This is a genomic window from Hymenobacter sp. BT559 (assembly GCF_016427535.1).
GTDB lineage: Bacteria > Bacteroidota > Bacteroidia > Cytophagales > Hymenobacteraceae > Hymenobacter.
Window position 1 is genome coordinate 924,164 of record NZ_JAELXV010000001.1, and the last position, 25,180, is coordinate 949,343.

Consider the following 25,180-nt stretch of genomic DNA (forward strand, 5'->3'; position numbering starts at 1 on the left):
TTACAGCCTAGGGTGCCGGTTACCCATCTTCTTACACTTCCACCACCTCGCCCGAGCCGAAGTAGTAAATAACCCCGCGCACATCGGCGTAACCCAATTCTCGAAATAGGCGGGCGTACTCACGCAACCGGATTTTGTGGATGTCCTGCGGCGGCGGCAGCTTAAAATCGAGCATGGTCACGGTTTGGGTAGCGCGGCTGGGGCCCTCGCCAAACACGATGCGGTCGGGCTTGTAGGCGCGGTGCGTGTGGCCGCCCACCAGTATTTCGCGCTCCGTTTCCACCGCCAGGCCATCGGCAAAGTAGGGGGCCAAGCGTGGGTCGGCCAGTAGCGCTTTTAAGTTGGTTTCGAGTTCGGGCCGCTCTTTTTGATTAATAACGCCCTCGGCTACCAGCTGGCGCAGTGAGCGCCCTAGGTCCTGGGCCGACAGCAGGCGCCGCAGAGCGTAGTGCAGCTTGCGGTTGAGCTCGCCTAGGTGCTCCTGCTCATCAAAATCAAACACGGTGGTGGCGTGGCGGCGCAACTTCAGCCGCTCACTCCAAGGCGTGGAGGCTAGGTTGTTGAGCGCAAAGTTGGTTTTGGGTTTTTGAGGCTTCGCGCTAGGGGCTTGAGCGGTGCCGGGATTGAGCACGAAGCTGGTGGTTTCGTCTTGCCAGCGGCCTAGGTGGCGCAGGTAGCCAGCCAGCAGGTCGGCCACATCGCGGGCTGGGCCCTGGGTGGCAGCGGGCTCGGGGGTGGCGGCCAGGGGTAGCTCGCCGGTGGTTTTGCGCGGCTCGGCCGGCGCCTTGCTGATTATATAGAGCCTGTGCCGCGGCCGGGTGAAGGACACGTACAGCGTGTTGAGGCCGTCGAGCAGCGTTTTTTCGCGTTCTTCGACATCCTGCTCGGCCAGGGGGGTGTAGGCCAAGCTTTTATTGAGCCGCACCACTGCCACGTCGGGCAAGTCGGGTAGGGGCTTATGGGCCGTTGCGAGGTAGCCCCACAGCATCGTGTCGGTGCGGGGTACCAGCGTCCAGTCAGCAAAGGGCACAATCACAATGCCGTAGGCTAAGCCTTTGGCCTTGTGCACGGTCGTGATGGTGATGGCATCGGTACCTCCCGGCGCATTGATACTGAGCGCGCCCTTGCGCTCGTCCCAATAGGTGAGGAAGCTCCCTAGGTTGTTGCCGTGCTTGAGGCTGAACTCCAGCGTCAAATCAAGAAAGCGAAACAGGTAGTCGCTCTCCGCATTGGCGCCCAGCAGCCCAAAAATGCCGAGCAGCCGCTCGGTTAGCTCATACAGCCCTAGGTTGCCCGTTTTGTGCTCCTCCACATCAAAGCCCAAGCTGCGCAACTCGTCAAAAAACGGCTTGCCGCTTTCCTTATCATTGGCCACCGCGGCAATGTGGCGGGCTCGCCCGGGGGTAGGGGGCTGGCGCCGCACCACCTTATCGACCAGCAGCAGCGCCTCGGCCCGCGCCAGGGTGTCGCTGCTTTGGTGCAGCACCCGCATGATGGCCACCAGCAGGTTCACCACCTCAGCAAATTGCAAGGCCAGCGAATCGGCCGAAATGATGGGAAAGCCGCGCTCTTTCAGGAATTTGGCTACCAGGCGGCTCTGCCAGCGCGTGCGGCACAGCACGGCCACCTCGCGCAGCTGGTGCCCATCGGACAAGGCCTGCTCAATGAGCTGTAAGGCCAGGTAGCAGGTGCTCTCGTTGTAGTCGAGCACCGCCTCGGCCGGGTAGCCCGGCAGGGGCTCGTCGAGGTACTGCCCTGTGGTGGGAACGTAGCGGCGGGCCGGGGCATCTTTCTGGGTGAATAGTAGTTCGACATGGCCCGCTGGCGCACCAGCGCCTAGGTCCGCATTACCGGCTAGCAGCGACCTAGGCGTTGCTTCTGGTACTTCCTGCTGAAATCCATCCTCAAAAATGCCGGCTACTAGCTCCCCCTCTACACTACGCTCGCGCACGTAGGTAAAGAACTCATTATTAAAGTCAATTATGGCCGGCTCGCTCCGAAAGTTGACCGCCAGCGAGCGTGGCTCCAGCGTGCTTTGCAGCGTGTAGTAGCGCTCGCTCAGCAGGCGCTGCATGTCCGCGTCGCGGGCCCGTGAGGCTAGGGCGCCCGTGTCGCGCTGGTAGAGGCGTAGAATCTGCTCTAGCTCGCCGCCCCGCCAGCGGTAAATGGCCTGTTTGGCGTCGCCCACAGCCAGCGACAAGCCACCGTTGGCCACGGCGTTTTCGACCAGGGGCAGCAAGTTATTCCATTGCAGTACCGATGTGTCTTGAAACTCGTCAATCAGCAAGTGGCGGTATTTCTCCCCTAGGCGCTCGTATAAAAAAGGCACCGGCTCGTTGAGCACAATGGCCGCAATGCGCCGATTAAATTCTGAAATCAGCACCACGTTGCGCTCGCGGCTGATTTCCTCCACCAGCTTGTTTAGCTCGCTCAGCAGCGAGGCGTGAAACAAGAACGGCTGCAACGCCTTTAACAGTAAGTAATTCGGTAAGTGGGTCAGGCGCAAATCTAGTAGCTCGCCAAAAGCCGCTTCCAGCTCTGGCTGCACGGCTTCTACGGCCGGTACCAAGCCAGCCTTCTTGGCTTTGTCGCTCCACCACTTGCCGCTGTCCACCACCTTGCGCGCCGTAGCCGTCGGAAAGTCGGCCTTGGCATCGGGGGCACCCAGCCAGCGCTCCCAGCTGCGGAAATGCCCGTGAATGCCATTGGCACCGCCCGCCAGGTGCTCGGCCTCAATACCCGCGCCGGCTAGCGCCGCCAGCGCCCGGTCAGTTTGGACCTGCACCGCTTCTTCCGTGTCGCGCAGCCGCTGGCGTATTTCCTGGTCGAGTGTGCGAAAGTCGGCCATCGTCTTTTGGCCCAGCTGTGCCACCGCCTCATGCACGCTCTCGTTGAATAAGTTGCGGCCGAAGTCTAGTAGCTCGTCGGGCAGCTTATTCCAGTTGCGGCCCTGCTCGGCTTGCCCTAGGGCATAGTCGGCCAGCGTTTGGCTCAACAGCTTGCTTTGCGGGTCGCGGTTCACCTTGTCGAGCAAGGCCGCCACGGCCGTGCGCAGCACACTGTCGGTATCCAGCTCCACCTCAAACGAGGCTGGCAGCCCCAACTCGCGAGTAAATGCCGTGACGATGCGCTGCACAAACGAGTCGATGGTGCTTACCGCAAAGTCGGCGTAGTGGTACAGCACCAGCTTGAAGGTGGCCGCTGCCCGGCGCCGCACTTCGCGTTGCCACTCGGCGGGCGTAGCTAGGTGCGGCGGAAACTGCTCTTCCTGCGCCAACTCGGCCGCTACTTCCGCTAGCAGCGCATCTGGTTTATCCTCTGCACCTTGTGCAAAGCGCCGCAGCGCCCCCACAATGCGCTCTTTCATCTCGCCGGCCGCATCGTTGGTAAATGTGATAGCCAGAATGCTCTTAAAATAGCTGGGATTGTAGCTGCGCTCGCCGGTGGGGTCGGCCGGCTGCGGGTACCCTAGGGCCAGCTTGAGGTATTCTTTTGTTAATTGATACGTTTTGCCGGAGCCGGCCGAGGCGGAATAGATGCGAAAAGGGGCGGGCATTACAAACCTTTATTACACGGAGAAGGCTCCGTACACTATGTTAAAATAAGTACTATGAGATACTCAGTCTTTGCCTTGCTAGTAGGAGTGCTTGCTGCTTGTTCACCAAATGCAGAAGATAATAAGGTCGTCAAGAAAGAGCTTTCAATAGCGGAGCGAAATGCCATTTATCGTAGAGTTGGCCGCACCATCAATCATGGTAAGTGCTACGAAAAAGACATTGATATAAGTCCAATTATTAAACTAACTGCGGATACAATCAGCAAAGGCGAAGCATTCTTAGGTAAGGCTTATTTTCCAACCTCCTATTTTAGTAGGCTAGCTAAATGCTACAATTTTGCTTATAAAGCAAAGTTGTCTGTTAGTACTATGCTGATGCCGATAGAAGCACAAGGTCAGCCTTACGACACGGTTTACTTCAAAATCAGTCCAGATTCCTTAAGTAGAGTTAAGCAAGGTAAAGTATTCGATGAATATGAGTTGAGAGCTAGACTACGAGCATCGTTTTCGGATGGTATTTCGGGATATGATACTACTGGGGCTGCAACAACTGTTAAACTATTTGTCAGCAAGCATTAAGCTTAGCTTATATCGGCATCAACCGCTTCGCCACTTCGCCTGGCACCCGCACGGGCCGGCCACTGCCCGCATCTAGCAGCACCCATTGTGTTTCGGCGGCGCACAGCAGTTGCCCATCGGCCACGCGCTCGATGCGAGTGCAGCGTTTCGAACTGGCGCCCTTCACGTCGGCCACCCAGGTGAGGGCGCGTAGCTCCTCGTCTGCATAGGCCGAGCGCAGGTAGCGTATCTGGTGCTCCTGCACTACCCACACCTGTGGCGGCTGCTCGGCGCTAGGTGGGTAGAGCGAGTGCCAGTGGGCTGCAGCCACCTCCTGCACCCAGCGTACATAGGCTACATTATTGGCGTGGCCGAGCTGGTCGATGTCGGAGGCTTCGACAGTGAAGGTGTACTGGAAGGCATGCGCAGGGGCGCTGGGTGTGTCCATAAACGCTAAGTAGAGGAGGGCGGGAAGTGGCCGGCTCGCGTGTGGGGGCAGTGTAGAATAACCGAAACCCCCTAGGTTAGTGCTGCTGGCCAGCTAAGTAGTACCGGCAAACTCGGTTGAAGTTTTTTTTGGCCGACGGGTGAAGTTCGGAAATTCTGTCTATCTTTGGCGCAACTCAAGGCTCTGTGTTGCTGTTCCGGTCCGCTCCGGTGTAGTTACATCTTAGGTCCCCAGCGTTACGCCGGGCGTTGACGACACCAATTTATTTTTTTTATCATGCCGACCGGAACGGTAAAATTCTTCAATGAGACCAAAGGCTTTGGTTTCATCAAAAACGACGAAACTGGCGAAGACATCTTCGTTCACGTCACGGACCTCGTAGATGCCAAGTCGCTGCGCGAGAAAGACAAAGTTCAGTACGAAGAAGCCCAAGGCCGTAAAGGCCCGAACGCTGTAAAAGTAGCGTTGCTCTAAGCTAACGACACTTTTAAGTGCTATAAAAAGCGCGTTTCCAACTCGGGGACGCGCTTTTTTATGATTAGGCCCGCCTTAGTTGGTGCCAGCACAAGTAGTGTTATTCTAGGTAGGCCCTGGCAATACACACGTATGAATAGCTAAATAGTAGCTTTTTTCAAATAAAATACGTACCTTTGCACCCGCATTTGAGAACGGCCCCATTTTAGTGGCCGGGGTGGCCTAGGTTAAGTAAGTGGCTGCCGAGTAGTTCCCGTTTAGTTCGGTCGTATTTTTTCCGCCTTGTCGTTGTCAGGAAAGGTTGAGGGGGAAGAAGCGCCGCCGCTGTTGAGCCGGCTGTTTTCAGAGCGTAGTCTCATTCCCCGCAATAAGCCACCAAGTAGGTTCTAAAGGAACCAAGTGGCTGCAAACTCCCTTTCTTTCCAACTTATGGAAAACCAAGTAGAAAAAGCCGTCGAAAAAGCCAAAGTGCGTTTTGATGAGCTCAACCTCTCGCCCGAACTCCAGCGCGCCATCACCGAGATGGGTTATGAAGAAGCGTCTCCGATTCAGTCGGCCGCTATTCCGGTGCTGCTCGAAGGCAAAGACGTAATCGGCCAGGCCCAGACGGGCACTGGCAAAACGGCCGCCTTCTCCATTCCGGCTATTGAGGGTGTAAACGGCGATAGCCGTGACGTACAAGTGATTGTGCTGTGCCCCACCCGCGAGCTCGCGGTGCAGGTATCGGGCGAAATCCAGAAACTAGGCAAGTATAAGCGTGGCCTGGCCGTAGTGCCCATCTACGGTGGCTCGTCGTACGACCGTCAGTTCCGCGCCCTTGAGCGCGGTGTGCAAATCGTAATCGGCACGCCCGGCCGCGTCATGGACCACATCGAGCGTGGCACGCTGAAGCTTGACAAAGCCACCAAAATCATCCTCGACGAAGCCGACGAAATGCTCGACATGGGCTTCCGCGACGATATCGAGTACGTGCTTAGCAAGATGCCCGAGAACCGCCAGACGGTGTTCTTCTCGGCCACGATGAGCAAGCCCATCCTGGAGATGACCAAAAAATACCAGCGCGACCCGCAGACGGTAAAGGTCAACCACAAGGAAATGACGGTATCGAACATCGAGCAGAGCTACTTCGAGGTGCGCGGCCCGCAGAAGAAGGACGTGCTCACGCGCGTGCTTGATATGTACAACCTCAAGTCAACCATCATTTTCGCGAACACCAAGCGGATGGTAGACGAGATTGTGTCTGACCTGCAAGCCAAAGGTTACTTTGCCGATGGCCTGCACGGCGACATGAGCCAGGCCCAGCGCCAAAACACGCTCGATAAATTCCGCAAGAGCACCCTTGAAATCCTAGTCGCTACCGACGTAGCCGCTCGTGGTATCGACGTAGACAACGTAGAAGCCGTATTTAACTACGACCTACCTGCCGACGAAGAATACTACGTGCACCGCATCGGCCGTACCGGCCGTGCTGGCAAGAGTGGCCGTGCCTTCACTTTCGTGAGCGGCCGCGATATTTACAAGCTGCGCGATATCATGCGCTTCACCAAGGCCGACATCAAGCTGGAGCAAGTACCCAGCTTCGCCGACGTGTCGGAGGTGAAGACTACGCTGTTCCTCAATCAAATCAAAGAAGTGATTGAGAAGGGCAACCTAGATAAGTACGTAGGCCGCGTGCAGCGCCTGCTCGACCAAAGCGAAGATGTAACGTCGCTTGATATTGCCGCTGCGCTGCTCAAGATGACGATGAAAGAGGACAAGCGTGCCGAGCAAAGCCTCGACGCTGGCCGCGAGCGCGGTGCTAGCCGCCCCGGCTACACGCGCCTCTTCATCAGCATGGGCAAAAAAGACCGTCTGCATCCCCGCGATGTAGTAGAATTGATTTCGGAGAACACCGCTCTGCAAGGCAATAAAGTAGGCGACATCGCACTCTACGATAAGTTTAGCTTTGTAGAGGTACCTGCTGAATATGCCGATGAGGTAGTGACCCAGCTAGGTCGCAGCAGCATTCAGGGCCAGCCGGTTACGTTCAGCATCGCTACGCCGGTGCAAGACGCCGCCGCTAAGGAAGAAGGCCAGAACCGCCCCGAGCGCCGGGGCTTCGGCGACGGTGAGCGTCGTGGTGGCTTTGGCGGCGACCGCCGCGAAGGTGGCCGTCCGCCCTACGGCAGCAACAACCGGGGTGGCAGCTACGGCGACCGCCGCGAAGGTGGCTATGGCGGTGGCTACAAAGGCAACCGCGATGGCGGCAGCAGCTACGGCGGCGGTAGCCGCGGGGGCTTTGGTGGCGGCAGCCGTGAAGGCGGCAGCTACCAGCGCGGCGGCTACAAAGGTGGCCAAGGTGGCGGTAGCTACGGTGGCAACCGCGGCGGCTACGGTGGCAAGCGCGAAAGCTTCGACGAATAAACCGCAGATTCGAACGGATTTGTCGGATTAAACGGATACGCTTGCTGCGCAAGCTGACTAACCGTCCTTACGTTGCGCTTATAGCAGCTTAAGTAGAAAAGGCCACCCTAGGGTGGCCTTTTTTGATGGCTTTGTCTTAAGTAATACCTAGGCCCAACTAGCTGCACTAGAAATAGGTAAATAGAAAAGGGAGCACCCGTAGGATGCTCCCTTTTAGTTTGCTTTCAAGAAGATAAAGAAGAGTAGCTGTCAGGACAGTCATCTTGCGCAGCAAGCGTATCCGACAAATTCGTTCGAATCTGCAATTTATTTGCTAGAGTCGCGTAGAGCTTTGATTTCGTTGTGGGCGGCTAGGACGCCTTGTGACTGCTTCTCGATAATCGATTTCAGTTCGCTGGGTAGGTCCTGCACCTTAGAAGCTTCTTCGTATGCCTTTTTGGCTACGTCCTCGCCACGCTCGCACTCGGCTAGAATAGCGTGGTTATCGTGGCCGGTTACGGCAGCTTTCAGGTCAATCCAAGCATGGTGGATAGCACCGGCAATCGACGAGCCTTCGTTGGTATCGGGCTTGAGGTCAAGCTTGAACATCTGGTCTTCCAGCTCGGTAACGTAGCTAGCGCGCTGGGCAGAATATTTCTTGAACAAGTCTTTCAGGTGCTGGTCCTTTACGTCGACCATGGCATCGGCGTAGCCTTTTTGGCCATCCTTAAGAACAGTGATGAGGGCGTTGAGGGCGGTCTGGGTTACTTTGGCTTCCATGACAGGAAAGAAATTTAAAGTGGGAGAGTGTGGCTGGGTTTACTAGCTCTACGCCCACAAGGTTGCGACCAGTGCCGAGATGCCCCTATTTTGTATCTTCCGCCACCGCCCTAGCTAGCCACCTGCGGCACTGTGGCTGCCGCCATGGCCTGCCCCGCCAAGAAACCCGTGGTCCAGGCCGCCTGGAAATTAAATCCACCCGTAATACCGTCTACGTCAAGTACTTCGCCAGCGAAGTAGAGACCTGGTACGCGGCGGCTTTCCATGGTTTTGAAGTTGACTTCGGCCAGCGGAATACCACCGCAGGTTACGAATTCTTCCTTATAAGTGGTTTTACCTTGCACTTGCAGCGGCGTGCGCAGCAACAATTCGAACAGGCGGTTCTGGGCCTTGGCTGGTACTTCGTTCCAGCGGGTTTCGGGACCTAGGCCGGATTGCTCGACCAGTGTGCGCCATAGGCGGGTGGGCAAGCCAAACTGTGGGTGGGCCGCCACTTGCTTTTTACCATTATCGAGGCGAAACTGCTGCACCCAGGGCCGCAGTGTTTCGTCAGTGTGGGTCGGTACCCAGTTGATGAGGGCCGTGCTATGATAGCCTAGCTCGTGCAGGCGGCGGGCGCCCCAGGCTGAGAGCTTGAGCACGGCTGGGCCGCTCACGCCCCAGTGCGTCACCAGCAGGGGGCCTTCGTATTGCAGCTTTTCGCCGGCTATTACCACGCGGGCGTGGGACACGCTCACGCCAGGTAGCTCGCGCAGGGGCGAGGCAGGCACATTAAATGTGAAGAGCGAAGGCACCGGCTCGGCCACGGCGTGGCCCAGCTCGCGCAGCCAGTCGTAGGCCCCCGATTTGGGATTGCCGCCGGTGGCTACCAGCAAGCGGCTCACCTGCAGCGTAGTACCTAGGGAGGCGCTACCTTCGCCACTGAGTGCAAGCGAAAAGCCACCGGCCGGTAGCGGTGTAATTTGCTCGGCGGCGGTGCGGGTGAAGATGCGCACGCCGGCCTGCCGGGCGGCATCTTCGAGGGCGCGGGCGATGGTTTCGCTGCTGTCAGTAGTCGGAAACATGCGGCCGTCGGCCTCAGTCTTGAGTGCGACGCCACGCTTTGCGAACCAGGCGATGGTATCGGCCACCCCAAACTTCTGAAAAGCCTCCTTGAGTTGCCGGCCGCCGCGCGGGTAGTGCTGAATAAGCTGGGCCGCCGACTCGCAGGCATGCGTGACATTGCAGCGCCCACCGCCCGAGATGCGCACCTTGCCTAGCAGCTTCGGGCTTTTTTCGAGCAGCAGCACCGGCTGGGCTGGGTAGGCCTCGGCGCAAGCAATGGCGCCAAAAAAGCCCGCTGCTCCGCCACCTAACACAACGATGGGCCCCGCTACCGGGCCCGGTGCTACTGGCGCAACAGGGGGCGAAGAATGTGACAACGGCATCTTACAAAGATACCGCCTGCCGCTTACGTTAAGCTACAATACGGAATGGCCGCCAGCACATCATCGTGCTGAAAGGTATAGGGCACCAGTGTGCGCAACAAGCTGCTGTCGATGGTTTTGCTGGTGCTGAACTCGGGGCGGAAAGTGGGAGGCGTAAGGCCTAGGTACTCGGCGGCGGCTACGTAAAACTCGCGGCGCGGCGGGTGCGAGGCAGCGCACACATTGAGGGTGTAGCCCCAGATATTTTCCTTGATGATAGTGCTAAGCACACCCACGGCATCGGTCAGGTGCAGCAGGTTGACGGGGGCATCGCCTTGTGCCAGGTTTTGGCGGCCAGCCAGGAAGCGGCCTGGCGCCCGGCCGGGGCCAATGAGGCCACCTAGGCGCACTACCGTGCTCTGCCACTGCCCATAGCGCGGCACAAAGTGGCCTTCGGTACGCAGCACATCAGACGAGGCATCGCGGGTGCTGATGGCATCTTGCTCGCGCATGAGCCGGGGCTCGTCGGGGTACACGCCGGTGGTCGAAACAAACAGCACCGCCTGCAGGCGGGCTGCGGCCACGGCCCGGTGCACCGGGCGCAACAGTTGCGGATAGCCGCCGGCTACCGCCGCGCGGGGTGGTATGTTGATAACTAGGATGTTAGCCTGGCGGAGGATGTCGGTCAGGCGAAGCTCGTCGTCCGCGCTGAAATCAGCGCCCAGCTGCAGTAAGTGCGGCTCGATGCCGGCGGCTGCGAGTACTGGCAGCTGCTCGGGGGTGGTAGTGGTGCCCAGTACGCGGTAGCCCTGAGTTTGGAGTGCAAGAGCCAGCGGCAGACCTAGCCAACCGCAGCCCAGCACCGCTACGGTAGCGCCCGTAGTAGCAGGGGAAAAAGGCATGAAATTTAGAACTAATGCTTAAATCTAAGCTTGGCTAATAAGTATGCAAGATGCACATAAATCTTAAAATAATACCGGAGCATTTCGTTGAAATGACGTTTTTGCCGGTTAAAAGCCCGACAATAGGCGTTCAGTATTTTTTAGGGGAGGAGAGTCATCTTTGTGGTGCATAAAAAACATCAACTACTCATGAATTCAGCCTTCACCCAACCTATGCTTCGCGACAACGCGCTAGCCGGCAAGACCATCATCGTAACGGGGGGCGGCACCGGCCTGGGCCGCGCCATGACGACATATTTTTTGCAATTAGGGGCAAATGTGACCATTACCAGTCGCAAGCTTGAGGTACTCGAAGCAACGGCTGCTGAACTGCGCCAGCAGACGGGGGGGAAGGTGCTGGCCGTGGCGTGTGACGTGCGCAAGTACGAAGCCGTGGAGACAATGATAGCGCGCACTTACGAAGAATTTGGCCGTGTGGATGTGCTGCTGAACAACGCGGCCGGAAATTTTATCAGTCCTACGGAGCGCTTAAGTCACAAAGCATTTGATGTTATCGTGGATATCGTGCTGAAAGGCAGCTACAACTGTACGCTAGCGATGGGTAAGCGTTGGATAGCTGAACAGCAGCCTGGTACTATTCTCAATATAGTAACTACTTACGCTTCGGTTGGTTCGGCGTTTGTGGTGCCTTCGGCTACAGCCAAGGCGGGGGTACTGGCCCTCACGCGCTCGCTGGCCGTGGAGTGGGCCAAGTACGGCATCCGCTCCAACGCCATTGCACCGGGGCCCTTCCCGACGGAGGGCGCTTGGAGCCGCCTCTTCCCCGAGCCTCTGGCGAGCCAACTCGACCCGGCCGCCAGCGTGCCGCTCAAGCGCGTGGGCCAATACCAGGAGTTGGCCAACTTGGCCGCCTACCTAGTGTCCGATTTTTCGGCTTACGTCAACGGAGAAGTCATTACCATCGACGGAGGCGAGTGGCTCAACGGCGCCGGCGAGTTTAACAAGCTAGGAGCCCTAACCCCAGCCATGTGGGACCAAATCGAAAAAACCATGCGCCGCTAAATCGCAGATTCGAACGGATTTTTAGGATGAAACGGATACGCCTGCCTCCGGCAGGCTGACTAACCGAACGCAGGAGTAGCTTCGCTAGCTCTCAAAGGGTAGAAGTCAGCCGAAGGCTACTCTGCGTTCGGTTTGTCAGCCTGCCGGAGGCAGGCGTATCCGTTTCATCCTAAAAATCCGTTCGAATCTGCGATTTAGAAGTGGTAGCCCTGGTAGGTTTTCGTGAATTCAGCCGGCGGGATGGGCTGGTTGGCTACTACGTTGGAGAACTCATATTTTTCGTAGAGGCCGCGGTCGTCGTACACTGCCACTGCGGTGGGCAAGAAGGTCTTAGGGTCAACCACCACGAGGGTGCGGCGGCCATACGCATTAGGTACTTGCACCACTTGGCCCTCGGTTAGCTTATCGCCCACATCGAGCTTGTTGCGTTCCAGAATGCGATACTCGCCGCAGCCGAAGCGGGCGGCCACAGTAGCGGGCGTTTCGTTTTTGCTGGCCTTATAGGCCACGTAGCGAAACTGCGGGTAGTCGGAGCGCAGAATGTAGTGCGGGCGGCCCTGCACGGTAGTGTCGCCCGCGTAGCGAAACGAACGGTTAAAGGACTTGTCGGGCCGACTGGCCGAGCCTTCGAGTAGGTCGGTAATAGTGCCGAAACCTGCCTGCAACACGGTATGGTGCTGACCCTTGCGCATGAGCGAGCCCTCAGGCGCCAGGCTGAGCGTGACGTAAGGAAACGCATTGGGATTAACCCAGGCGTCGTCGTTGTTTTGGCCCGCTAGGTACAGGACCTCCACGCCTTTGCCATTTTTGAGGTATACCCGCAGCGGATTGAAGGCGAGCTTCATCGTCGAACGGTCCTTGACGTACTTGGTGCCGATGCGCTCACTGGCATCGGCCGCACAGCGCAGAGTTTTTAGGTTTTGAATGGCCGCTGTGAGCTGGCTCATTAGTTGCGGCGTGGTGATGGGCGGCAGGGCGGGCGCGGTGGCCGGGTGGGCCGCTGCTTGCAACGCCAGCCAGGTAGCGGCACCTAGGAAACTAAAGCGTTTGGTGCGCGCGCGAGTAGCAATACGAAAAGACAAGGTGCAGAAGAAAGGGAAGCGAAAGAAAACTAATTGAGGCTGATGCGCGGAAAACGAGCGGCCTCGCTGTCAAAGATAAAAAGCTCGTCTATTTCGATGCGCTGCAGGTACTGGTAGAGCGGAAACTGCTCGACCACGGCGCGTACGGCTGCCGCACTCTCGCCATTCATCGTGACCCAGCCGCGGCTGCGGTCGGCGCTAATGGCGTAGGCCTCGATAATGTGGTCGGCAAGCAGGCGATTTATAAAATCCCGGTGCCTGGGAATGAGCGCGATAAAATCCTCGTCGAACGAGTCGGGTAAACGTAGGGTAACAACAAACGTAGGCATAGGCGGGCGGGCCACGTACGAGCCCGGCTCCTGGCTTAACGCCGCGGGTCGGCAGAAAGTTGGTGTCCGCCCGTGGCCTTTGGGTAGCCTAGGGCACTCGTTTCTCAGTTAAAAACCTCATGCACTTTACCGTTATTACGCCTACGCACCAGCGGGCAGACCTTTTACCCGAAGCCATTGCCAGCGTGCGCGCCACTGCTGCCGCCCCCCTCGATGTACAGTGGGAGCACCTACTCTACGAAACCGGCTCCTCAGACCAGACCGCCGAGGTGCTAGCCCAAGCGGCTACGCAGCCTGGCTCGGCCCTGCGCTACTGGCAGCACCCCGAGCTGCAGCGCCCCGGCTGGGGTCGCAATCAGCTCGTGGCCCAGGCCCAGGCCGATACCTGGATTGTGCCACTCGACGATGACGACATCATGTTGCAGCGCACCTTGTTCCATTACGCCGACGAAATACAGCGCCACCCCGGCCAGCCGTGGCTAGTGGCCGACTTCCTGCGCATGGATGAGCAGCGCCGCTACTTGCCCAATGAGGACTACTATGCCTGGCAGTTTGAGTCGCCCAAGCAGATGCTGCAAGCTATTTTTCGGGCCGAAAACTTCATTCAGGGCAACGTATGCTACAGCCGGGCGCTGTTTGATGAAGTAGGTGGCTACGACGCCGAGCTGGCCATGGCTGAAGACCTAGACCTCTATGTGCGCTTTTTACTGGCCGGGCACCTACCCGTGGTGTGCCCGCACATCAGCCACCTGCACCGCTTTCATACGCACAACGTGAGCATTGGCGTAGATGCCGACAAGCACCGCGCCGACCTGCAGGTGATATACGCTAAGTACGCCGACCAGCTGCAGCAGCTAGGTGTAGGCGAGCCCTAGGGGCTTGGTTTGGAGCGACAATGGCTAAGCGTGCGTTTCTTTGGCGCATGCTTACGCCTCTGCTTGCCGCCCGCTGGCACGCGCTCACTGCGCCTTTGCTACCCGATACCGCTCGCCGCGAAGCCGAGCTCCAGCGCTTGGCTGCCGCCTACGACGCGCCCGAGCGACACTACCACACCCTAGGGCACATCGAGAACCTGCTGACTAGGGTAGGGGCACACACCTTGCAAGACCCGGTAGCGGTGGAACTGGCCGTTTGGTACCACGATGCTGTGTACAACGCCTTGGGTTCTGATAACGAGGCAAAAAGTGCGGAGTGGGCCCTGGCTTTCCTACAAGAAACCAGCCTGGCACCCGCCCGCTGCGAGCGTGTGGCCGACCTCATCCGGCGCACCCAAGACCATACCCAGCCCCAGCCGCCCGCTGATACGGACTTACTGCTGTTCCTAGATGCCGACCTGAGCATCCTAGGTGCCTCAGAAATGGCCTATTGGGACTATGCCCGCCAGATACGCCGCGAGTATCAGCTGGTGCCAGAGGAGCCCTACCGCTCCGGCCGCTCCAAGGTGCTAGCCAAATTGCTCGCTGCCCCGGTGCTCTTTCATATGCCTGTTCTACGCGAGGAGCTAGACGCGCCTGCCCGGCGCAATTTGCAAGCCGAACTCGACGCCTGGGAGCAAGGTGGGTTGCCAGAGTTAGAGTAGTAGCCCGCGCTACAAAGTCCATGCTACGGCTCGTACCTTTGCCTTAGTCAAGTTCGGCTACCTAGGCCCAAGCTTGTTTTTATAAAGAGGCGCTGAGAGATAGGCTCTGCGACGCGCCGGCAACCCCCGCCCCGGCGGAACGGTGCCAACCGACCGGCCCCCAAACCATGGTGGCCCATATAAAAGCCCGTGGCTGTTTTCTATCGTTTCCCTGGTGTTTTTCACGTAGTTGGCTATGCGGCGCTATGCGCCGGCCGCTGTCGTTGTTGAGCCGGGGAGCATTCAGTAAGTATTTCATTTTTAAGGGTTGACTACGACTAGCCGGGCGCGGATGCGTACTGAGGTAGCACGGTCATTATCAAACGCGGGCTTGCGGAGCCGGCGATACATTTATGTTAAAAAAATCACTTGAACTGCTGCGGCAGGAAGCGGCCGAGTCGGGCACTGGCACGCTCAAGCGCAGCCTCAACGGTATCAGCCTCATTGCCCTAGGTATTGGGGTTATTATTGGGGCGGGCTTGTTCTCGCTCACGGGCCTTGCAGCAGCCAACCACGCTGGGCCAGCCGTGACGCTCTCTTTTGTGGTGGCGGCGGTGGGATGCGCGTTTTCGGCCCTGTGCTACGCCGAGTTTGCGGCGCTGGTGCCGGTGGCGGGCTCGGCCTATACCTACTCCTACGCTACCATGGGCGAGCTATTTGCCTGGATAATCGGCTGGGACCTGGTGCTCGAATACTCGGTGGGCGCGGCCACAGTGGCCATCAGCTGGTCGCAGTACCTGCTCAAGTTTCTGGATAAGTACGGCCTGCACCTGCCCGCTCAGCTTGTCATGTCGCCCTTCGAAACGGTGAAGCTGGCCAATGGTGCCGAGGTGCACGGCTACGCCAACCTGCCGGCCATGGCCGTGGTACTGGCCATTACGGCCATCATCATCCGGGGCACGTCGGGCTCGGCGTGGTTTAATGCGCTGGTAGTGGCCCTGAAGGTGGCCGTGGTGCTGGTCTTCATCGCCCTAGGGTGGAACTACATCGACCCAGCCAACTACCACCCCTATATCCCGACCAACACGGGTACCTTCGGCGAGTTTGGCTGGAGCGGTATTCTGCGCGGGGCGGGCGTCGTGTTCTTCGTGTTTATCGGCTTCGATATCGTGGCCACCATGGCCCAGGAAACCAAGAATCCGCAGCGTAATATGCCCATTGGCATTCTGGGCTCACTCATTGTCTGCACCATTCTGTTCGTGCTGTTTGGCTACGTGATGACTGGGCTCGCCAACTACAAAGAGTTCAAAGACAGCGCCGCGCCGGTAGCCATTGCCATTGAGAAAACGCCGTACGGCTGGCTCAGTGGCGCTATTATCGGGGCTATTCTCATTGGCTACACCTCGGTTATTCTGGTCGATTTGCTGGGGCAGTCGCGGGTGTTTTTCTCTATGTCGAAGGATGGCTTGCTGCCGCCGGCCTTCAGCAAAGTGCACCCCACATTTCGCACGCCAGTGCAGTCCAACCTGCTCCTAGGTGCCTTTATTGCGCTGTTTGCGGGCTTTGTGCCCATCTCGGTAGTGGGCGAAATGACGAGTATTGGCACGCTGCTGGCCTTCGTAATGGTGTGCCTAGGTGTGCTCATCATGCGCCGCACCAACCCCGATGCCCCGCGCAGCTTCCGCACGCCGTGGGTGCCGGTGGTGCCCATCTTAGGTATCGTGACATGTTTGGTAATGATGGTAAGCCTACCTTGGGAAACCTGGTTGCGCCTGGCCGTGTGGCTGGCGCTAGGCATGGCTATCTACTTTGGCTACGGTAAAAAGCACAGCAAGCTTGGGCAACAGGCCCGGGGCGAGCAGTAGCCCCGGTAGCGATAGCTGCCTCTTTTTCTGATTGTTTGACCTAGGTACTTTTTAGGTAAAAAATAGGGCGGTACCTTTGCATGATAGCGGCGCTTGGCTGCTATCTCTATTCTGAATAAGCAGCCCGCTGCTGCTCTGCTCTTATGACTCAGTATTTGCTCGATGTCAACTTACAGCAAGTGCCCGACCCCTACCTGCACGGTAGCTGGCGCGTGGTAGACCGTGTGCTCAGCCAGACTGACCCGACTACCCCACTGGCCCAGGCTACGCACCTGCACCTGCAGGATGGCCACTGGCACCTCGAAACGCCCGCTGCCCCGGCCAAAGGCCAGTGGACGGTGGAGCGTGATAGTCTGCTGAGCCGGCCCTACCTGCAGCTGCACCTGGCCTCCGAAATTGTGACGGCCCTCGTGACGCGCCTGCGCCGCACGGCCGATGGCGCTTACCGCACACTGGTACTGTACTTTCAGTCGGGCCTGGAGTTGTTTTTAGTTCATCCTTAGGTAGCTATAAATCGTGACAACTACCGATTTCGCTTCCTTCGAGCGCCTGCAAACGGCCGTGGACGCATCTGGCGTGGGTACCTGGGACTACGACCTTGTGGCCAATACCCTGACTTGGTCGCCCCGCTGCAAAGAGCTATTTGGCGTGCCCGCCGACCAGAATGTCACCTACGCTGACTTTGTGGAGCTAGTGCACCCCGACGACCGCGCCGCCACTGTGGCTGCTGTAGAGCAGGCCTTCGACCCGGCTGGCTCGGGTAGCTACGACATCGAGTATCGCACCCGCTGGCAGCAGCCAGGCCAGCCCGTGCTGTGGGCCCGGGCCACGGGCCGGGCATTTTTCGACGAAGCCCGCACAAAGGTTTACCGCTTTATCGGCACCATTTCTGACGTGACTCCCATGCGCCAGATGCAGGAGCAACTAACGCACTCCTACCAAGACCTAGAAGTGAAAGTGACCTTCCGTAACCTGGAGCTGGAGCGCGAAGTGCAGCAGTTGCGCGCTAAGTTGGCGGCCCTAGCGCCTACGGCCCGAGAGGCTAGCAACTAATCAAACTATAAAGAGTAACCGTGACGGGCAGGCGCAACGCGAACTTTCGCGTTGCGCCTGCCCGTCACGGTTTATCGGTTACCTACTAAGCTGCGCACCTTCTGCGCCACTGCCGATACCTCGGGCACCCAGCCGCTCAGCAACAGACCTAGGCCGTAGAGCACTGTAAGTACGCCACCACGCAGTAGCAGCGTCAGCCAAATGTTGGACAGCGCTGGCAGCGCCCAGGCTACTGCCCCTGCTCCCGCGGCTAGTCCCAGAATGTACACAATGCGCCGGTCGAACGGCTGCCAACCAAAGCTGCGCCACACAAACCACGTGCGCGCCAGATTGATGCTGGCCAGCGCCAGCGCGTTAGATAACGCCGCCCCCGTAAGGCCCAGGCGCGGTATCAGCAGCGCATTGAGCCCGATGATGAGGCCTGATAAACCCACGTTGAATAGCAAGTCGTAGCGATAGCGCGGCGACGTTACCACAATAATTCCGTTCACGCCCGTGATGCCGTCAGTGAGGCGGCCGGCCAGCAGTAGCAGCACTGCTACGGTGCCCGTGGCAAAAGCTGGCTTATGAATGAGGCCGTAAATGAAGGGTAGGTTGAGTCCGATACCTAGGGCCAGATAGGCGCCCAGCGCAGTAGTAAGGCGGGTGGTGCGTTGGTAAAAATCGAGCATTTTAGCGCTGGCGCCCTCCTTCCAATATTCCGCAATAAGCGGGTAGGCCGTTTTGTACAGCGCCCGAAACGGGATGGCCAGCGCCGTGCTGATATTAAGCGCAATGGCATAAATGCCCGCGTCGGTGAAGCTGCGCGAGCCCAGCATGAGCGAGTCGATAGTGACCAGCACCGTGCCCGAAATATTGCCCAGTAGTGCAAAGCTGCCAAACCGCAGCAGCTCGCTCATGGGGCGCACTTGCAGCACTGCCCGCGTGGGCCGCAGGTGCAGCTCGCCAATAAACCCTAGGTAGCCCAGCAGCAGCACCGCAATGGCCGCGTAGCTGCCTAGGTAGGCCAGCACAAAGCCGTCGAAAGTGAGGTAGCCCGCCCCGTAGAGCGCTGCCGACCCCACGATGAGCAGCCGTTGTAGAACATCAGTAAGAAACGAAGAAAACGAAGTGTGAAACAGCGACTTGGTATAGGCCTCCAGCAGATTGTAGAGCAAGATGCACAGCGCCAGTGCCAGCATAGCCCCGTAGTGCGGACCTAGGAGGGCCGCATCGTGGGCATACCAGCGCAGTACTAGCGGCCGGCCCAACCACAGCGCCAGCGCCACCAGCCCAAACACCCCCAGCGGCACTGCTAGCAGCAGCGGCAGGTAGCCCGAGTGCCCCGTTTCGCGATTGCGGAAATAAGGGAAATACCGAAGGGTAGTATTAGTGAAGCCCAGCGCCGACACCAACGCCCCAAGCGTAGCCAAGGATACCAGCACCTGCGTGAGGCCCAGCTGAGCCGGCTCCAGAAGCCTAGGTAGCACCAGCGTAGTATTGACGAAGCCAATACCTAGCCCGATGTAGGAAATAGCAGTGTTACGCAGCCCCTGCCGCCGAACGATACCCAAGTTGAGTTAGGAGTTTTGAGTTAAGAGTGTTGAGTGGGCGCAGCGGTAAATTCTTCCCAGATTTCGCGCCCGGTGCAAAAAGCCGCTCCCTGCGCCTGCAAATGCGCCATGATTTCGTGAAACTGGTGCGGGCCGTTCACTGTGTTGGCCGGGTCGAAGTTCTGGTTGTGCCACAGCACCGAGGCCACGCCCCCAAAGCGCTTTATCTCAGCAAAAACGGGCGCAAGCGCGGGTAGAATTTCGTTAGGTGCCAGTTGCAAGTAGTTGGGATGGTGCAGCGTGGCGTCCATCACGTTGAGGGGGATTTCGAGGAAATCGGTAGAGCGCCCTTTGGTAAAATCGAAAGGGTAAAACGGCAGGCAAAAAGAATTGCGGAAGCCGAAATGCTCGGCAAAGCCTAGTGTAGAGTCGTAGCCGAAGCAGCTCGAAGCATCCACGACGGTTGGTGTGCAGCGCGGTTCCCAACTCAGGTAGTGAAAGCGCAGACCGTTGCCCTCATACCATAAGCTATTTTCCATCTCCATTTCCAGGCGCGCGGCGTCCAGAGCCGTACCGATGCTGCCGTGCAGGCTAACCTCGCAGCCTTGTTTCTTGAGAAGCCGTAACCGGGGTTGTATCAGAGCTGATAGAGAATAGTCAGCATTAGGTGTGCCGTTAGCCGCTTTTCCTTTGGCTCCCAGCATAAAAAACGTGGACCTCGCGCCGTACTGTGCCGTTGCTGTCGCCACGGCTTCTAGGTTATCCCATGCATCATGCTGAGTCAGATGATGCCACAGCAGCTTGCCGAATTTTCTAAATTGCCGCTGCTGCAGCGCGGCCTTGGCGGGCGCTTTCCAAGCACTGTATAAGCTATCAACATCGTGCGAAATGAAGGCCGCAAAATCAGCCTGCTGCGGCCCCCAGCGGCGCGGTTGCAGTGGCTGTCCGGTCATGTGCTCCACGGCTGCCCGCAGCACATCGAAGTAATAATTGACCACTGGCAGTGTTACGAAGCCGTTTTTTTTCTGCACGCTCGCCGCGTAGGGAAAGCGTCCGTGCTGGTCGCGCTCGGTCGAGAAATATTCCTGCCAGCCGCTCAGCAGGTAAAACGCCGCCGAAATAATATCGGCCGAGATGATGACTTTATCCTCCTGAAAAAGAAGTGTTTTTTGGGTTGGGTCATCGAAGAAAAAGGGGATTTGCATCCCTTGCCACTCGCGCCAGTTAGGGGTAGTAGGATAAGGCTGCGTATCCCCAAAAAACGCCTCGCCCAACTCAGCAATTTCCACTAGGTGCCCCGTGGCCGTGTAGCCTATCACGCCGATAGGTGCGCCGGGATAGGCCAGCGCAAAATGCTCTAGCACGTAACGCAGCCGGGTTTCGGCCGAAACGGGTACGGCAGCCAGCGGTGGAAGCGGGAAAGTAGGCGTGGGCATGAGGGCCACAAAACTACGCCCTTGCGGTTGGGGCGGCCAGCCACTCGTTCAGCCGGCGCACGGCTAGTACACGGCTGTGGCCCTCGTCGGGGGTGCCTAGGGTGGCGTTGTAATAGGCGGCGCGGCGGTAGAGGTCGAGCGGTTTGTGCTGCGCCAGTCGGCCTATGGCCGCTGTTAATTCGGGCAGTGAATGCGCCCACTCACTAAGACCGTGGGCGGCGTAGCCGTAATAGTCGGCTAGGGTAGGCGTAGGCGAAAAGCGGTAGTACACGCTGGCCACGTTGAGCAGCGTGGCTTCGAGGTGGGTACTGGTGTCGGCAGCCACCAGCGCATCGTGCGCCTGCAAAAACTGAAAGACGTTTTCCTGGTGCGGGTCGCTCCACTGCAAGCCGGGCAGCGCTTGGCGCAGGGCGCCGAAGTCGCGCCCGTCGCCAGGGTGGGGTCGCAGAGTGAAGGTGAGGCCGGGCAGCTCGCGCAGCAGGTAGGCCAGCGTGTCGGCCAAGGCGGGCAGCTCATCGAGCAGGTTGCAGGCCACGGCCACGCGGCGCACCTGCGATGCGGTATTGCGCTGCGCCAGAAAGGCGTCGGCCTTAGGCATGCCCACCAGCTCGACACGCCCGCGCACCGGGCCGCACTGGCTGTATTTGTCGAGCGCGTCCTGGCCTTCGAGCAGGCTCAGGTCGAAGCCTAGGGGCGGGAAATTGGTGCTCACGCTGGCGTGCTGCACATAGGCGGTGGGCACGCCCTCGGCGCGGCAGGCCAGCAGCAGGGCGCGGGCGTCGTCGTTGTGGTCGTTGGCAAACACCACGGCCTGCGGCCGGTAGTGGCGCAGGGCCAGCCGATACACTTCGTAGTACCCTAAGGCGTAAAAAATGAGGTCAAAGAACCGTAGGGCCCGGCCGCCTAACTCACGTTTCAAACCAAGCAAAGCGGCTGGATATTGCCAGTAGTACAATATTTTACGGCGCAGCGATAGTCGATTTACGGCTCGGCCGTAGCGGCCGATGTTCTTGCCTTGGCCAGCCACCAGTACCGCATTGGGCCGGGCGTCTTTAATGAAGCTGAGCGCATCGTAGTTGTTGGCGCTCACTACGTAGAGCCACACCGCGCCACGTAACTGTTCGGGGCTGCGGATGGGCTGAAACAGGTGTCCCACCAACCGCAGCCCCGTGTAGCCGGCCACCCGCGCCAGCCGCTTGAGTGAGCTGGCGGGCGAAATGCTGGCCAGTACCGAAGCCGGCATGCCAGCAAATAAATCGGTGAAGCGCAGCTGTAAAATATCGCGCAGCCGGGCTACCTGGCTGCTCACGACTGCGACGCGGCTGGCTCGCCCAGTAGCGCGTCCCAGGTCAGCGGCGTGCCGGGCGTCAAAGCGCGGGCGGCGCGGCGGCCTAGCACCACGTCCCAATGGCGCGGCAGTAAGCCATCGCCGGGGCGAATAATGCGCAGATTATCAATGGTTAGCTCTTCGCCGGCTGCTACTGGCCGGGCCACGTAGATGCTACGCTTAAAGATGCGGCTTTTTTCCTCGCTGGCCTGTATGCACAGCTGCACGGTACCTAGGGCCTGCTGGGCGCGCTCGGTTTCCGTTACCAGCAGCGCCAATTCTTCCGGCTCGAGTGAAAAGGCTGAATCGACGCCGCCATCGGCGCGACGCAACGTAAAATGCTTTTCGATAACGCAGGCGCCCAGTGCCACGGCGGCCACACTGGCGCCTACGCCCATAGTATGGTCGCTGAGGCCCACCGGGCAGCCGAAGGTTTCGGCCAGCACCGGAATGGTGCGCAGGTTGGTGGTAGCCGGCGAGGCGGGGTAGGTGCTGGTGCATTTCAGCAGCACCAACTCGCGGCAGCCCGCGCCCCGCAGCACGCGCACGGCCTCGTCAATCTCACTGAGCGTGGCCGCGCCAGTGCTCACAATCACGGGCTTGCCGGTGGCAGCCACCCGGCGCAGTAGCGGCCAGTGCGCGTTCTCAAAAGAAGCAATTTTGTAGGCCGGTACATCGAGGCTTTCCAGAAAGTCTACCGCCGTTTCGTCGAATGGAGAGCTAAAGGCCAGCAGCCCGTGCTGCCGCGCCCGCTCGAAGATGGCGGCGTGCCACTCCCAAGGCGTATAAGCCTCTTTATAGAGCTGATACAAACTCTTGCCCTCCCATAGCGACTTGCCTTCTTCGCGAATCACGAAGCCGGTATCCATACTGATGGTATCGGCGGTGTAGGTCTGGAGCTTGAGAGCATCGACGCCCGCGGCGGCGGCGGCATCCACCAGGGCCAGCGCCCGGTCGAGGCTCTGGTTGTGGTTGCCCGACATCTCGGCGATGATAAACGGCTTGTGAGCGGGGCCAACGGGCCGGCCGCCAATCGTAATTTCCATGAGTAAAACCTGGGCTAGGCCACCGGGGCGGCTACCCAGGCAAAGGTACGGCTGCCCGCCGGCCCCGTGCCCGCCACCTCGCCAAAGCCCGCCCGCCGAAACGCCCGCACCGAGGCCACATTGTCGGCCTTGACCTCGCCCAGCACCCGCGCCACCTGCGGAAAGGCCGCCAGCAGCGCCCGCGTGCCCGCCAGCAGCAGCGGGGCCGCCCAGCCACGCCCCCGGTACGCCGGCCCGAGCGAGTAGCTCAGCGTGGCCTCACTACCAGATGCTTCGCTGGCAACGGCGAAGCGAATGAGGCCCACCGGCGCACCGGTATCGGCGGCTTCGGCCAGTAGTAGCAGGTAGCGCTCGGGCTGGGTGAGCTGGCCGGTCAGCCAGGCCTCGTGCCGCGCCAGCGGCACGGGCGCGGGGTCAAAGGACTGCTGCCGGGTGGCGGGGTCGTTGGTCCAGGTCAGGAGTTGGGCCGAGTCGCTGGCCTGCACGGGGCGCAGGCGCAGCGGCGCGGCTGGTACCTGCATAGCCGCAACTGCTTGCCGCAGCCGCAGACCTTGCTGCCCGTCGAAATAGCGGCGCTGGGCCTGCCGCAGTTGCTGGGCCAGGCGCTGGGCCTCGGCGGCCGTGAGTACGTTGGGCGCGGCGGGGTAGTGCAGGGCCAGGCCCGCCGCCCGCAAAAAACGGTCGAGGTCGCGCTGATTATCGGCCGTGGGCAGCGTCAGAAGCAGACCGCCGCCCGCCGCACAATACTCGTAGCTGATGGTGCTGGGTGAGAGCACGGCCGCCCCGCACCGCCGCATGAGAGCCGCTAACTGGCTGGCCGGTAGTGCCCGGTGCAGCGTGAGGCGCGGCACTTGCGCATCGGACCAGGCGCGCAGCTCGTCCCAGGCGGCGTAGGCGCTGCCCACCACGGCATGCACGTGCGCCACGCCCGGCAGCGCCAGCAGCTCGGCGGCCGTGGCGCGGGTCAGCTGGCGTGGGTCGGCCCCACCTAGGCACAGCAGCACGTGGCCGGGCGGCGCGGCTGGGGCACCCGGGCCAGACTGAAAATCGGCCCGCAGCGGAGCATACGCCGGGCCGGCCAGTAGCTGAGCGCCCGGCTGCCGCAGCTCGTACTGTGTGGCTTGCACGCCCCCAGCTGGGTTGATGACCAGGTCGGCGGCAAACGGGAAAGCGTGCAGGTCATCGAGGCAAACCAGGTGTGCTGCAAACGAGCGCACGGTAACCTGGTAGTCATATGTAAAGCCGTAGCCGTCGAGCACCAGCACATCGGTCGGGCGCAGCCAGTCGGCTAAGGCAGCCGCTTCGGCCAGAGGCGCACGGCCCGGCAAGTCGACTAGCGCAATGTCGGCCTGGCGCAGCAGCAGGCGAATAGCACTATCGGGCGCTTGGATGAGAAAGATAATCTCAGTAAAATCGGCCCGCAGCAGCTCGGCCAGGGCCAGCAGGCGCATCACGTGGCCTAGGCCAATTTGGCTATTGCCATCGGCCCGCAGCACGAGGCGCGGGGCCGGCGCGGGTACTTTCTCCAACCTATCAACCATACTGCAAAGAAACGGCCGCCGCTGTCCTGGGTGCTAGCGCTGCACGTTGTCGGCGTTAATGGCCGCCAGCCACGAGTGCCGTGTCAGCAGCTCGGGTAGCCCAGCCGGGCCGGTAAGCGAAAAATCGGGCCCTAGGTAGCCGAATAGCAGGCTGAGCAAGGCATAGTCGCTGGGGTAGTCTACCGTGAGGCGCAACGGGGCTACGGCGGGTGGCACGGTTAGCGCCAGGGTTTCGAGGCGAAATAGCTCGGGGTGACGGCGTAGGTAGGGTGTCACGTGTTCGCGCTCATCGGGCTGGGTAGCCTCGCGGTGGGCGCGTAGTAGCGCTTGAGTGCTGATAACCTCAATATTGGTACCTAGGGGCAGGCCGCTAGTGTAAGTGTAGTCAGCCCCGGTGGCCAGGTGGTGAGCCACAGCCGCGTCGATAAATGCCGGGTCAATGGCTGGGTTGTCGGCCGTAAGGCGCACGATGGTTTGGAAATCGCCCGCCTGCGCTAGCGCCCCAGCAAAGCGGCCAAGCACGTCCTGCTCATCGCCCCGAAACACGCCCACGCCCAGGCGAGCCGCCAAGGCAGTCAGCGGTTCGTCGAGCGGCTGGGTGGTGGTGGCTACGGCTACCTTTTGGATGCAGGCGGCCCGCCGAGCCCGGCTTACCACGTGGCCCAAGATGGTATTTTCGTCGCCCATGGCCGGTAGCGGCAGCGGCAGCATCGACTTGCCCGGCAGCCGCGACGACCCTAGGCGGGCTTGGATGAGGGCTAGTGTCATTGAGATGGGATTGTATACTGGGCAATAACGTTCGTCATGCAGCGCGCAGCGAAGCATCTCGCGTGCTGACGTTTG

22 protein-coding genes and 1 riboswitch are annotated in these 25,180 nt (G+C 59.7%); of the genes, 9 read left to right on the plus strand and 13 right to left on the minus strand.

Annotated elements, in window-relative coordinates:
• Positions 1 to 31: 31 nt before the first annotated feature.
• On the minus strand, positions 32 to 3,556 hold the full coding sequence (locus JAO77_RS03800) for a UvrD-helicase domain-containing protein (RefSeq protein WP_198988967.1): 3,525 nt from the start codon (positions 3,554 to 3,556) through the stop codon (positions 32 to 34).
• Between the two features lie 54 nt (positions 3,557 to 3,610).
• Between JAO77_RS03800 and JAO77_RS03805 the strand changes: the two genes are divergently transcribed.
• Positions 3,611 to 4,135 carry a hypothetical protein gene (locus JAO77_RS03805; protein WP_198988968.1) on the plus strand — a complete coding sequence of 175 codons (525 nt, stop codon included), beginning with the start codon at positions 3,611 to 3,613 and terminating at the stop codon, positions 4,133 to 4,135.
• 7 nt (positions 4,136 to 4,142) lie between these two features.
• Here the strand turns inward: JAO77_RS03805 and JAO77_RS03810 are convergent, their stop codons facing one another.
• Positions 4,143 to 4,562 carry an acyl-CoA thioesterase gene (locus tag JAO77_RS03810; protein ID WP_198988969.1) on the minus strand — a complete coding sequence of 140 codons (420 nt, stop codon included), beginning with the start codon at positions 4,560 to 4,562 and terminating at the stop codon, positions 4,143 to 4,145.
• Positions 4,563 to 4,838: 276 nt separating this feature from the next.
• Here JAO77_RS03810 and JAO77_RS03815 point away from each other — a divergent pair, with 276 nt between their 5' ends.
• Positions 4,839 to 5,036: a cold-shock protein gene (locus JAO77_RS03815; protein WP_157562185.1), complete on the plus strand. Its 198-nt coding sequence runs from the start codon at positions 4,839 to 4,841 to the stop codon at positions 5,034 to 5,036.
• Positions 5,037 to 5,465: 429 nt separating this feature from the next.
• Entirely contained in the window at positions 5,466 to 7,439 is a 1,974-nt protein-coding gene (locus tag JAO77_RS03820) for a DEAD/DEAH box helicase (protein ID WP_198988970.1), read from the plus strand.
• 306 nt (positions 7,440 to 7,745) lie between these two features.
• Here JAO77_RS03820 and JAO77_RS03825 read toward each other — a convergent pair whose 3' ends face one another.
• The 3 genes from JAO77_RS03825 to JAO77_RS03835 form a co-directional block, all read right to left on the minus strand.
• The gene (locus JAO77_RS03825; RefSeq protein ID WP_198988971.1) at positions 7,746 to 8,198 is read right to left on the minus strand and encodes a PA2169 family four-helix-bundle protein; all 453 of its coding nucleotides are present in this window, start codon (positions 8,196 to 8,198) and stop codon (positions 7,746 to 7,748) included.
• A 110-nt stretch (positions 8,199 to 8,308) separates the two neighbouring features.
• A complete protein-coding gene (locus JAO77_RS03830; protein WP_235998197.1) occupies positions 8,309 to 9,619 on the minus strand; it encodes a BaiN/RdsA family NAD(P)/FAD-dependent oxidoreductase in 1,311 nt (436 codons plus the stop codon).
• A 29-nt stretch (positions 9,620 to 9,648) separates the two neighbouring features.
• Positions 9,649 to 10,506: a Rossmann-fold NAD(P)-binding domain-containing protein gene (locus JAO77_RS03835; protein ID WP_198988973.1), complete on the minus strand. Its 858-nt coding sequence runs from the start codon at positions 10,504 to 10,506 to the stop codon at positions 9,649 to 9,651.
• 213 nt (positions 10,507 to 10,719) lie between these two features.
• On the opposite strand from JAO77_RS03835, the gene JAO77_RS03840 reads away from it, so the two are divergent.
• On the plus strand, positions 10,720 to 11,568 hold the full coding sequence (locus tag JAO77_RS03840) for an SDR family oxidoreductase (protein ID WP_235998198.1): 849 nt from the start codon (positions 10,720 to 10,722) through the stop codon (positions 11,566 to 11,568).
• A 194-nt stretch (positions 11,569 to 11,762) separates the two neighbouring features.
• On the opposite strand, the gene JAO77_RS03845 is transcribed toward JAO77_RS03840, so the two are convergent.
• Positions 11,763 to 12,650, minus strand: a complete 888-nt coding sequence (locus tag JAO77_RS03845) for a LysM peptidoglycan-binding domain-containing protein (protein WP_198988975.1) — start codon at positions 12,648 to 12,650, stop codon at positions 11,763 to 11,765.
• Between the two features lie 29 nt (positions 12,651 to 12,679).
• Complete coding sequence (locus JAO77_RS03850) at positions 12,680 to 12,979, minus strand: YciI family protein (protein WP_198988976.1); 300 nt, start codon at positions 12,977 to 12,979, stop codon at positions 12,680 to 12,682.
• A gap of 119 nt (positions 12,980 to 13,098) precedes the next feature.
• Here JAO77_RS03850 and JAO77_RS03855 point away from each other — a divergent pair, with 119 nt between their 5' ends.
• The 5 genes from JAO77_RS03855 to JAO77_RS03875 all read left to right on the plus strand — a co-directional run bounded on the left by JAO77_RS03855 (position 13,099) and on the right by JAO77_RS03875 (position 17,455).
• Complete coding sequence (locus tag JAO77_RS03855; protein ID WP_198988977.1) at positions 13,099 to 13,854, plus strand: glycosyltransferase family 2 protein; 756 nt, start codon at positions 13,099 to 13,101, stop codon at positions 13,852 to 13,854.
• Between the two features lie 47 nt (positions 13,855 to 13,901).
• A complete protein-coding gene (locus tag JAO77_RS03860; RefSeq protein WP_198988978.1) occupies positions 13,902 to 14,558 on the plus strand; it encodes an HD domain-containing protein in 657 nt (218 codons plus the stop codon).
• A gap of 76 nt (positions 14,559 to 14,634) precedes the next feature.
• Positions 14,635 to 14,744: riboswitch (SAM riboswitch) on the plus strand.
• Positions 14,745 to 14,950: 206 nt separating this feature from the next.
• Positions 14,951 to 16,402 (plus strand): amino acid permease, encoded by a 1,452-nt coding sequence (locus tag JAO77_RS03865; protein ID WP_198988979.1) that lies wholly within the window; start codon positions 14,951 to 14,953, stop codon positions 16,400 to 16,402.
• Positions 16,403 to 16,545: 143 nt separating this feature from the next.
• The gene (locus tag JAO77_RS03870; protein ID WP_198988980.1) at positions 16,546 to 16,905 is read left to right on the plus strand and encodes a hypothetical protein; all 360 of its coding nucleotides are present in this window, start codon (positions 16,546 to 16,548) and stop codon (positions 16,903 to 16,905) included.
• Positions 16,906 to 16,918: 13 nt separating this feature from the next.
• Positions 16,919 to 17,455, plus strand: a complete 537-nt coding sequence (locus JAO77_RS03875; protein ID WP_198988981.1) for a PAS domain-containing protein — start codon at positions 16,919 to 16,921, stop codon at positions 17,453 to 17,455.
• 71 nt (positions 17,456 to 17,526) lie between these two features.
• Here JAO77_RS03875 and JAO77_RS03880 read toward each other — a convergent pair whose 3' ends face one another.
• The 6 genes from JAO77_RS03880 to JAO77_RS03905 are packed head-to-tail and all read right to left on the minus strand — an operon-like array spanning position 17,527 to position 25,105.
• A complete protein-coding gene (locus tag JAO77_RS03880) occupies positions 17,527 to 19,008 on the minus strand; it encodes a lipopolysaccharide biosynthesis protein (protein ID WP_198988982.1) in 1,482 nt (493 codons plus the stop codon).
• A 20-nt stretch (positions 19,009 to 19,028) separates the two neighbouring features.
• Positions 19,029 to 20,423 carry a DUF7033 domain-containing protein gene (locus JAO77_RS03885; protein WP_198988983.1) on the minus strand — a complete coding sequence of 465 codons (1,395 nt, stop codon included), beginning with the start codon at positions 20,421 to 20,423 and terminating at the stop codon, positions 19,029 to 19,031.
• Positions 20,424 to 20,436: 13 nt separating this feature from the next.
• On the minus strand, positions 20,437 to 21,732 hold the full coding sequence (locus tag JAO77_RS03890) for a glycosyltransferase family protein (RefSeq protein ID WP_370549624.1): 1,296 nt from the start codon (positions 21,730 to 21,732) through the stop codon (positions 20,437 to 20,439).
• On the minus strand, positions 21,729 to 22,796 hold the full coding sequence (gene pseI, locus JAO77_RS03895; RefSeq protein ID WP_198988984.1) for a pseudaminic acid synthase: 1,068 nt from the start codon (positions 22,794 to 22,796) through the stop codon (positions 21,729 to 21,731). Before pseI ends, JAO77_RS03890 begins: the two co-directional genes overlap by 4 nt.
• A gap of 14 nt (positions 22,797 to 22,810) precedes the next feature.
• Complete coding sequence (gene pseG, locus JAO77_RS03900; protein ID WP_198988985.1) at positions 22,811 to 24,337, minus strand: UDP-2,4-diacetamido-2,4,6-trideoxy-beta-L-altropyranose hydrolase; 1,527 nt, start codon at positions 24,335 to 24,337, stop codon at positions 22,811 to 22,813.
• A gap of 33 nt (positions 24,338 to 24,370) precedes the next feature.
• Positions 24,371 to 25,105 carry a cytidylyltransferase domain-containing protein gene (locus tag JAO77_RS03905; RefSeq protein WP_198988986.1) on the minus strand — a complete coding sequence of 245 codons (735 nt, stop codon included), beginning with the start codon at positions 25,103 to 25,105 and terminating at the stop codon, positions 24,371 to 24,373.
• Positions 25,106 to 25,180 lie beyond the last annotated feature (75 nt).

Excerpts from the sequence above, each read along its gene's own strand:
- JAO77_RS03800 (WP_198988967.1), bottom strand. The coding sequence starts at position 3,556 with ATGCCCGCCCCTTTTCGCATCTATTCCGCCTCGGCCGGCTCCGGCAAA.
- JAO77_RS03805 (WP_198988968.1), top strand. The coding sequence starts at position 3,611 with ATGAGATACTCAGTCTTTGCCTTGCTAGTAGGAGTGCTTGCTGCTTGT.
- JAO77_RS03810 (WP_198988969.1), bottom strand. The coding sequence starts at position 4,562 with ATGGACACACCCAGCGCCCCTGCGCATGCCTTCCAGTACACCTTCACT.
- JAO77_RS03815 (WP_157562185.1), top strand. The coding sequence starts at position 4,839 with ATGCCGACCGGAACGGTAAAATTCTTCAATGAGACCAAAGGCTTTGGT.
- JAO77_RS03820 (WP_198988970.1), top strand. The coding sequence starts at position 5,466 with ATGGAAAACCAAGTAGAAAAAGCCGTCGAAAAAGCCAAAGTGCGTTTT.
- JAO77_RS03825 (WP_198988971.1), bottom strand. The coding sequence starts at position 8,198 with ATGGAAGCCAAAGTAACCCAGACCGCCCTCAACGCCCTCATCACTGTT.
- JAO77_RS03835 (WP_198988973.1), bottom strand. The coding sequence starts at position 10,506 with ATGCCTTTTTCCCCTGCTACTACGGGCGCTACCGTAGCGGTGCTGGGC.
- JAO77_RS03840 (WP_235998198.1), top strand. The coding sequence starts at position 10,720 with ATGCTTCGCGACAACGCGCTAGCCGGCAAGACCATCATCGTAACGGGG.
- JAO77_RS03850 (WP_198988976.1), bottom strand. The coding sequence starts at position 12,979 with ATGCCTACGTTTGTTGTTACCCTACGTTTACCCGACTCGTTCGACGAG.
- JAO77_RS03855 (WP_198988977.1), top strand. The coding sequence starts at position 13,099 with ATGCACTTTACCGTTATTACGCCTACGCACCAGCGGGCAGACCTTTTA.
- JAO77_RS03860 (WP_198988978.1), top strand. The coding sequence starts at position 13,902 with ATGCTTACGCCTCTGCTTGCCGCCCGCTGGCACGCGCTCACTGCGCCT.
- JAO77_RS03865 (WP_198988979.1), top strand. The coding sequence starts at position 14,951 with ATGTTAAAAAAATCACTTGAACTGCTGCGGCAGGAAGCGGCCGAGTCG.
- JAO77_RS03870 (WP_198988980.1), top strand. The coding sequence starts at position 16,546 with ATGACTCAGTATTTGCTCGATGTCAACTTACAGCAAGTGCCCGACCCC.
- JAO77_RS03885 (WP_198988983.1), bottom strand. The coding sequence starts at position 20,423 with ATGCCCACGCCTACTTTCCCGCTTCCACCGCTGGCTGCCGTACCCGTT.
- pseI (WP_198988984.1), bottom strand. The coding sequence starts at position 22,796 with ATGGAAATTACGATTGGCGGCCGGCCCGTTGGCCCCGCTCACAAGCCG.
- pseG (WP_198988985.1), bottom strand. The coding sequence starts at position 24,337 with ATGGTTGATAGGTTGGAGAAAGTACCCGCGCCGGCCCCGCGCCTCGTG.
- JAO77_RS03905 (WP_198988986.1), bottom strand. The coding sequence starts at position 25,105 with ATGACACTAGCCCTCATCCAAGCCCGCCTAGGGTCGTCGCGGCTGCCG.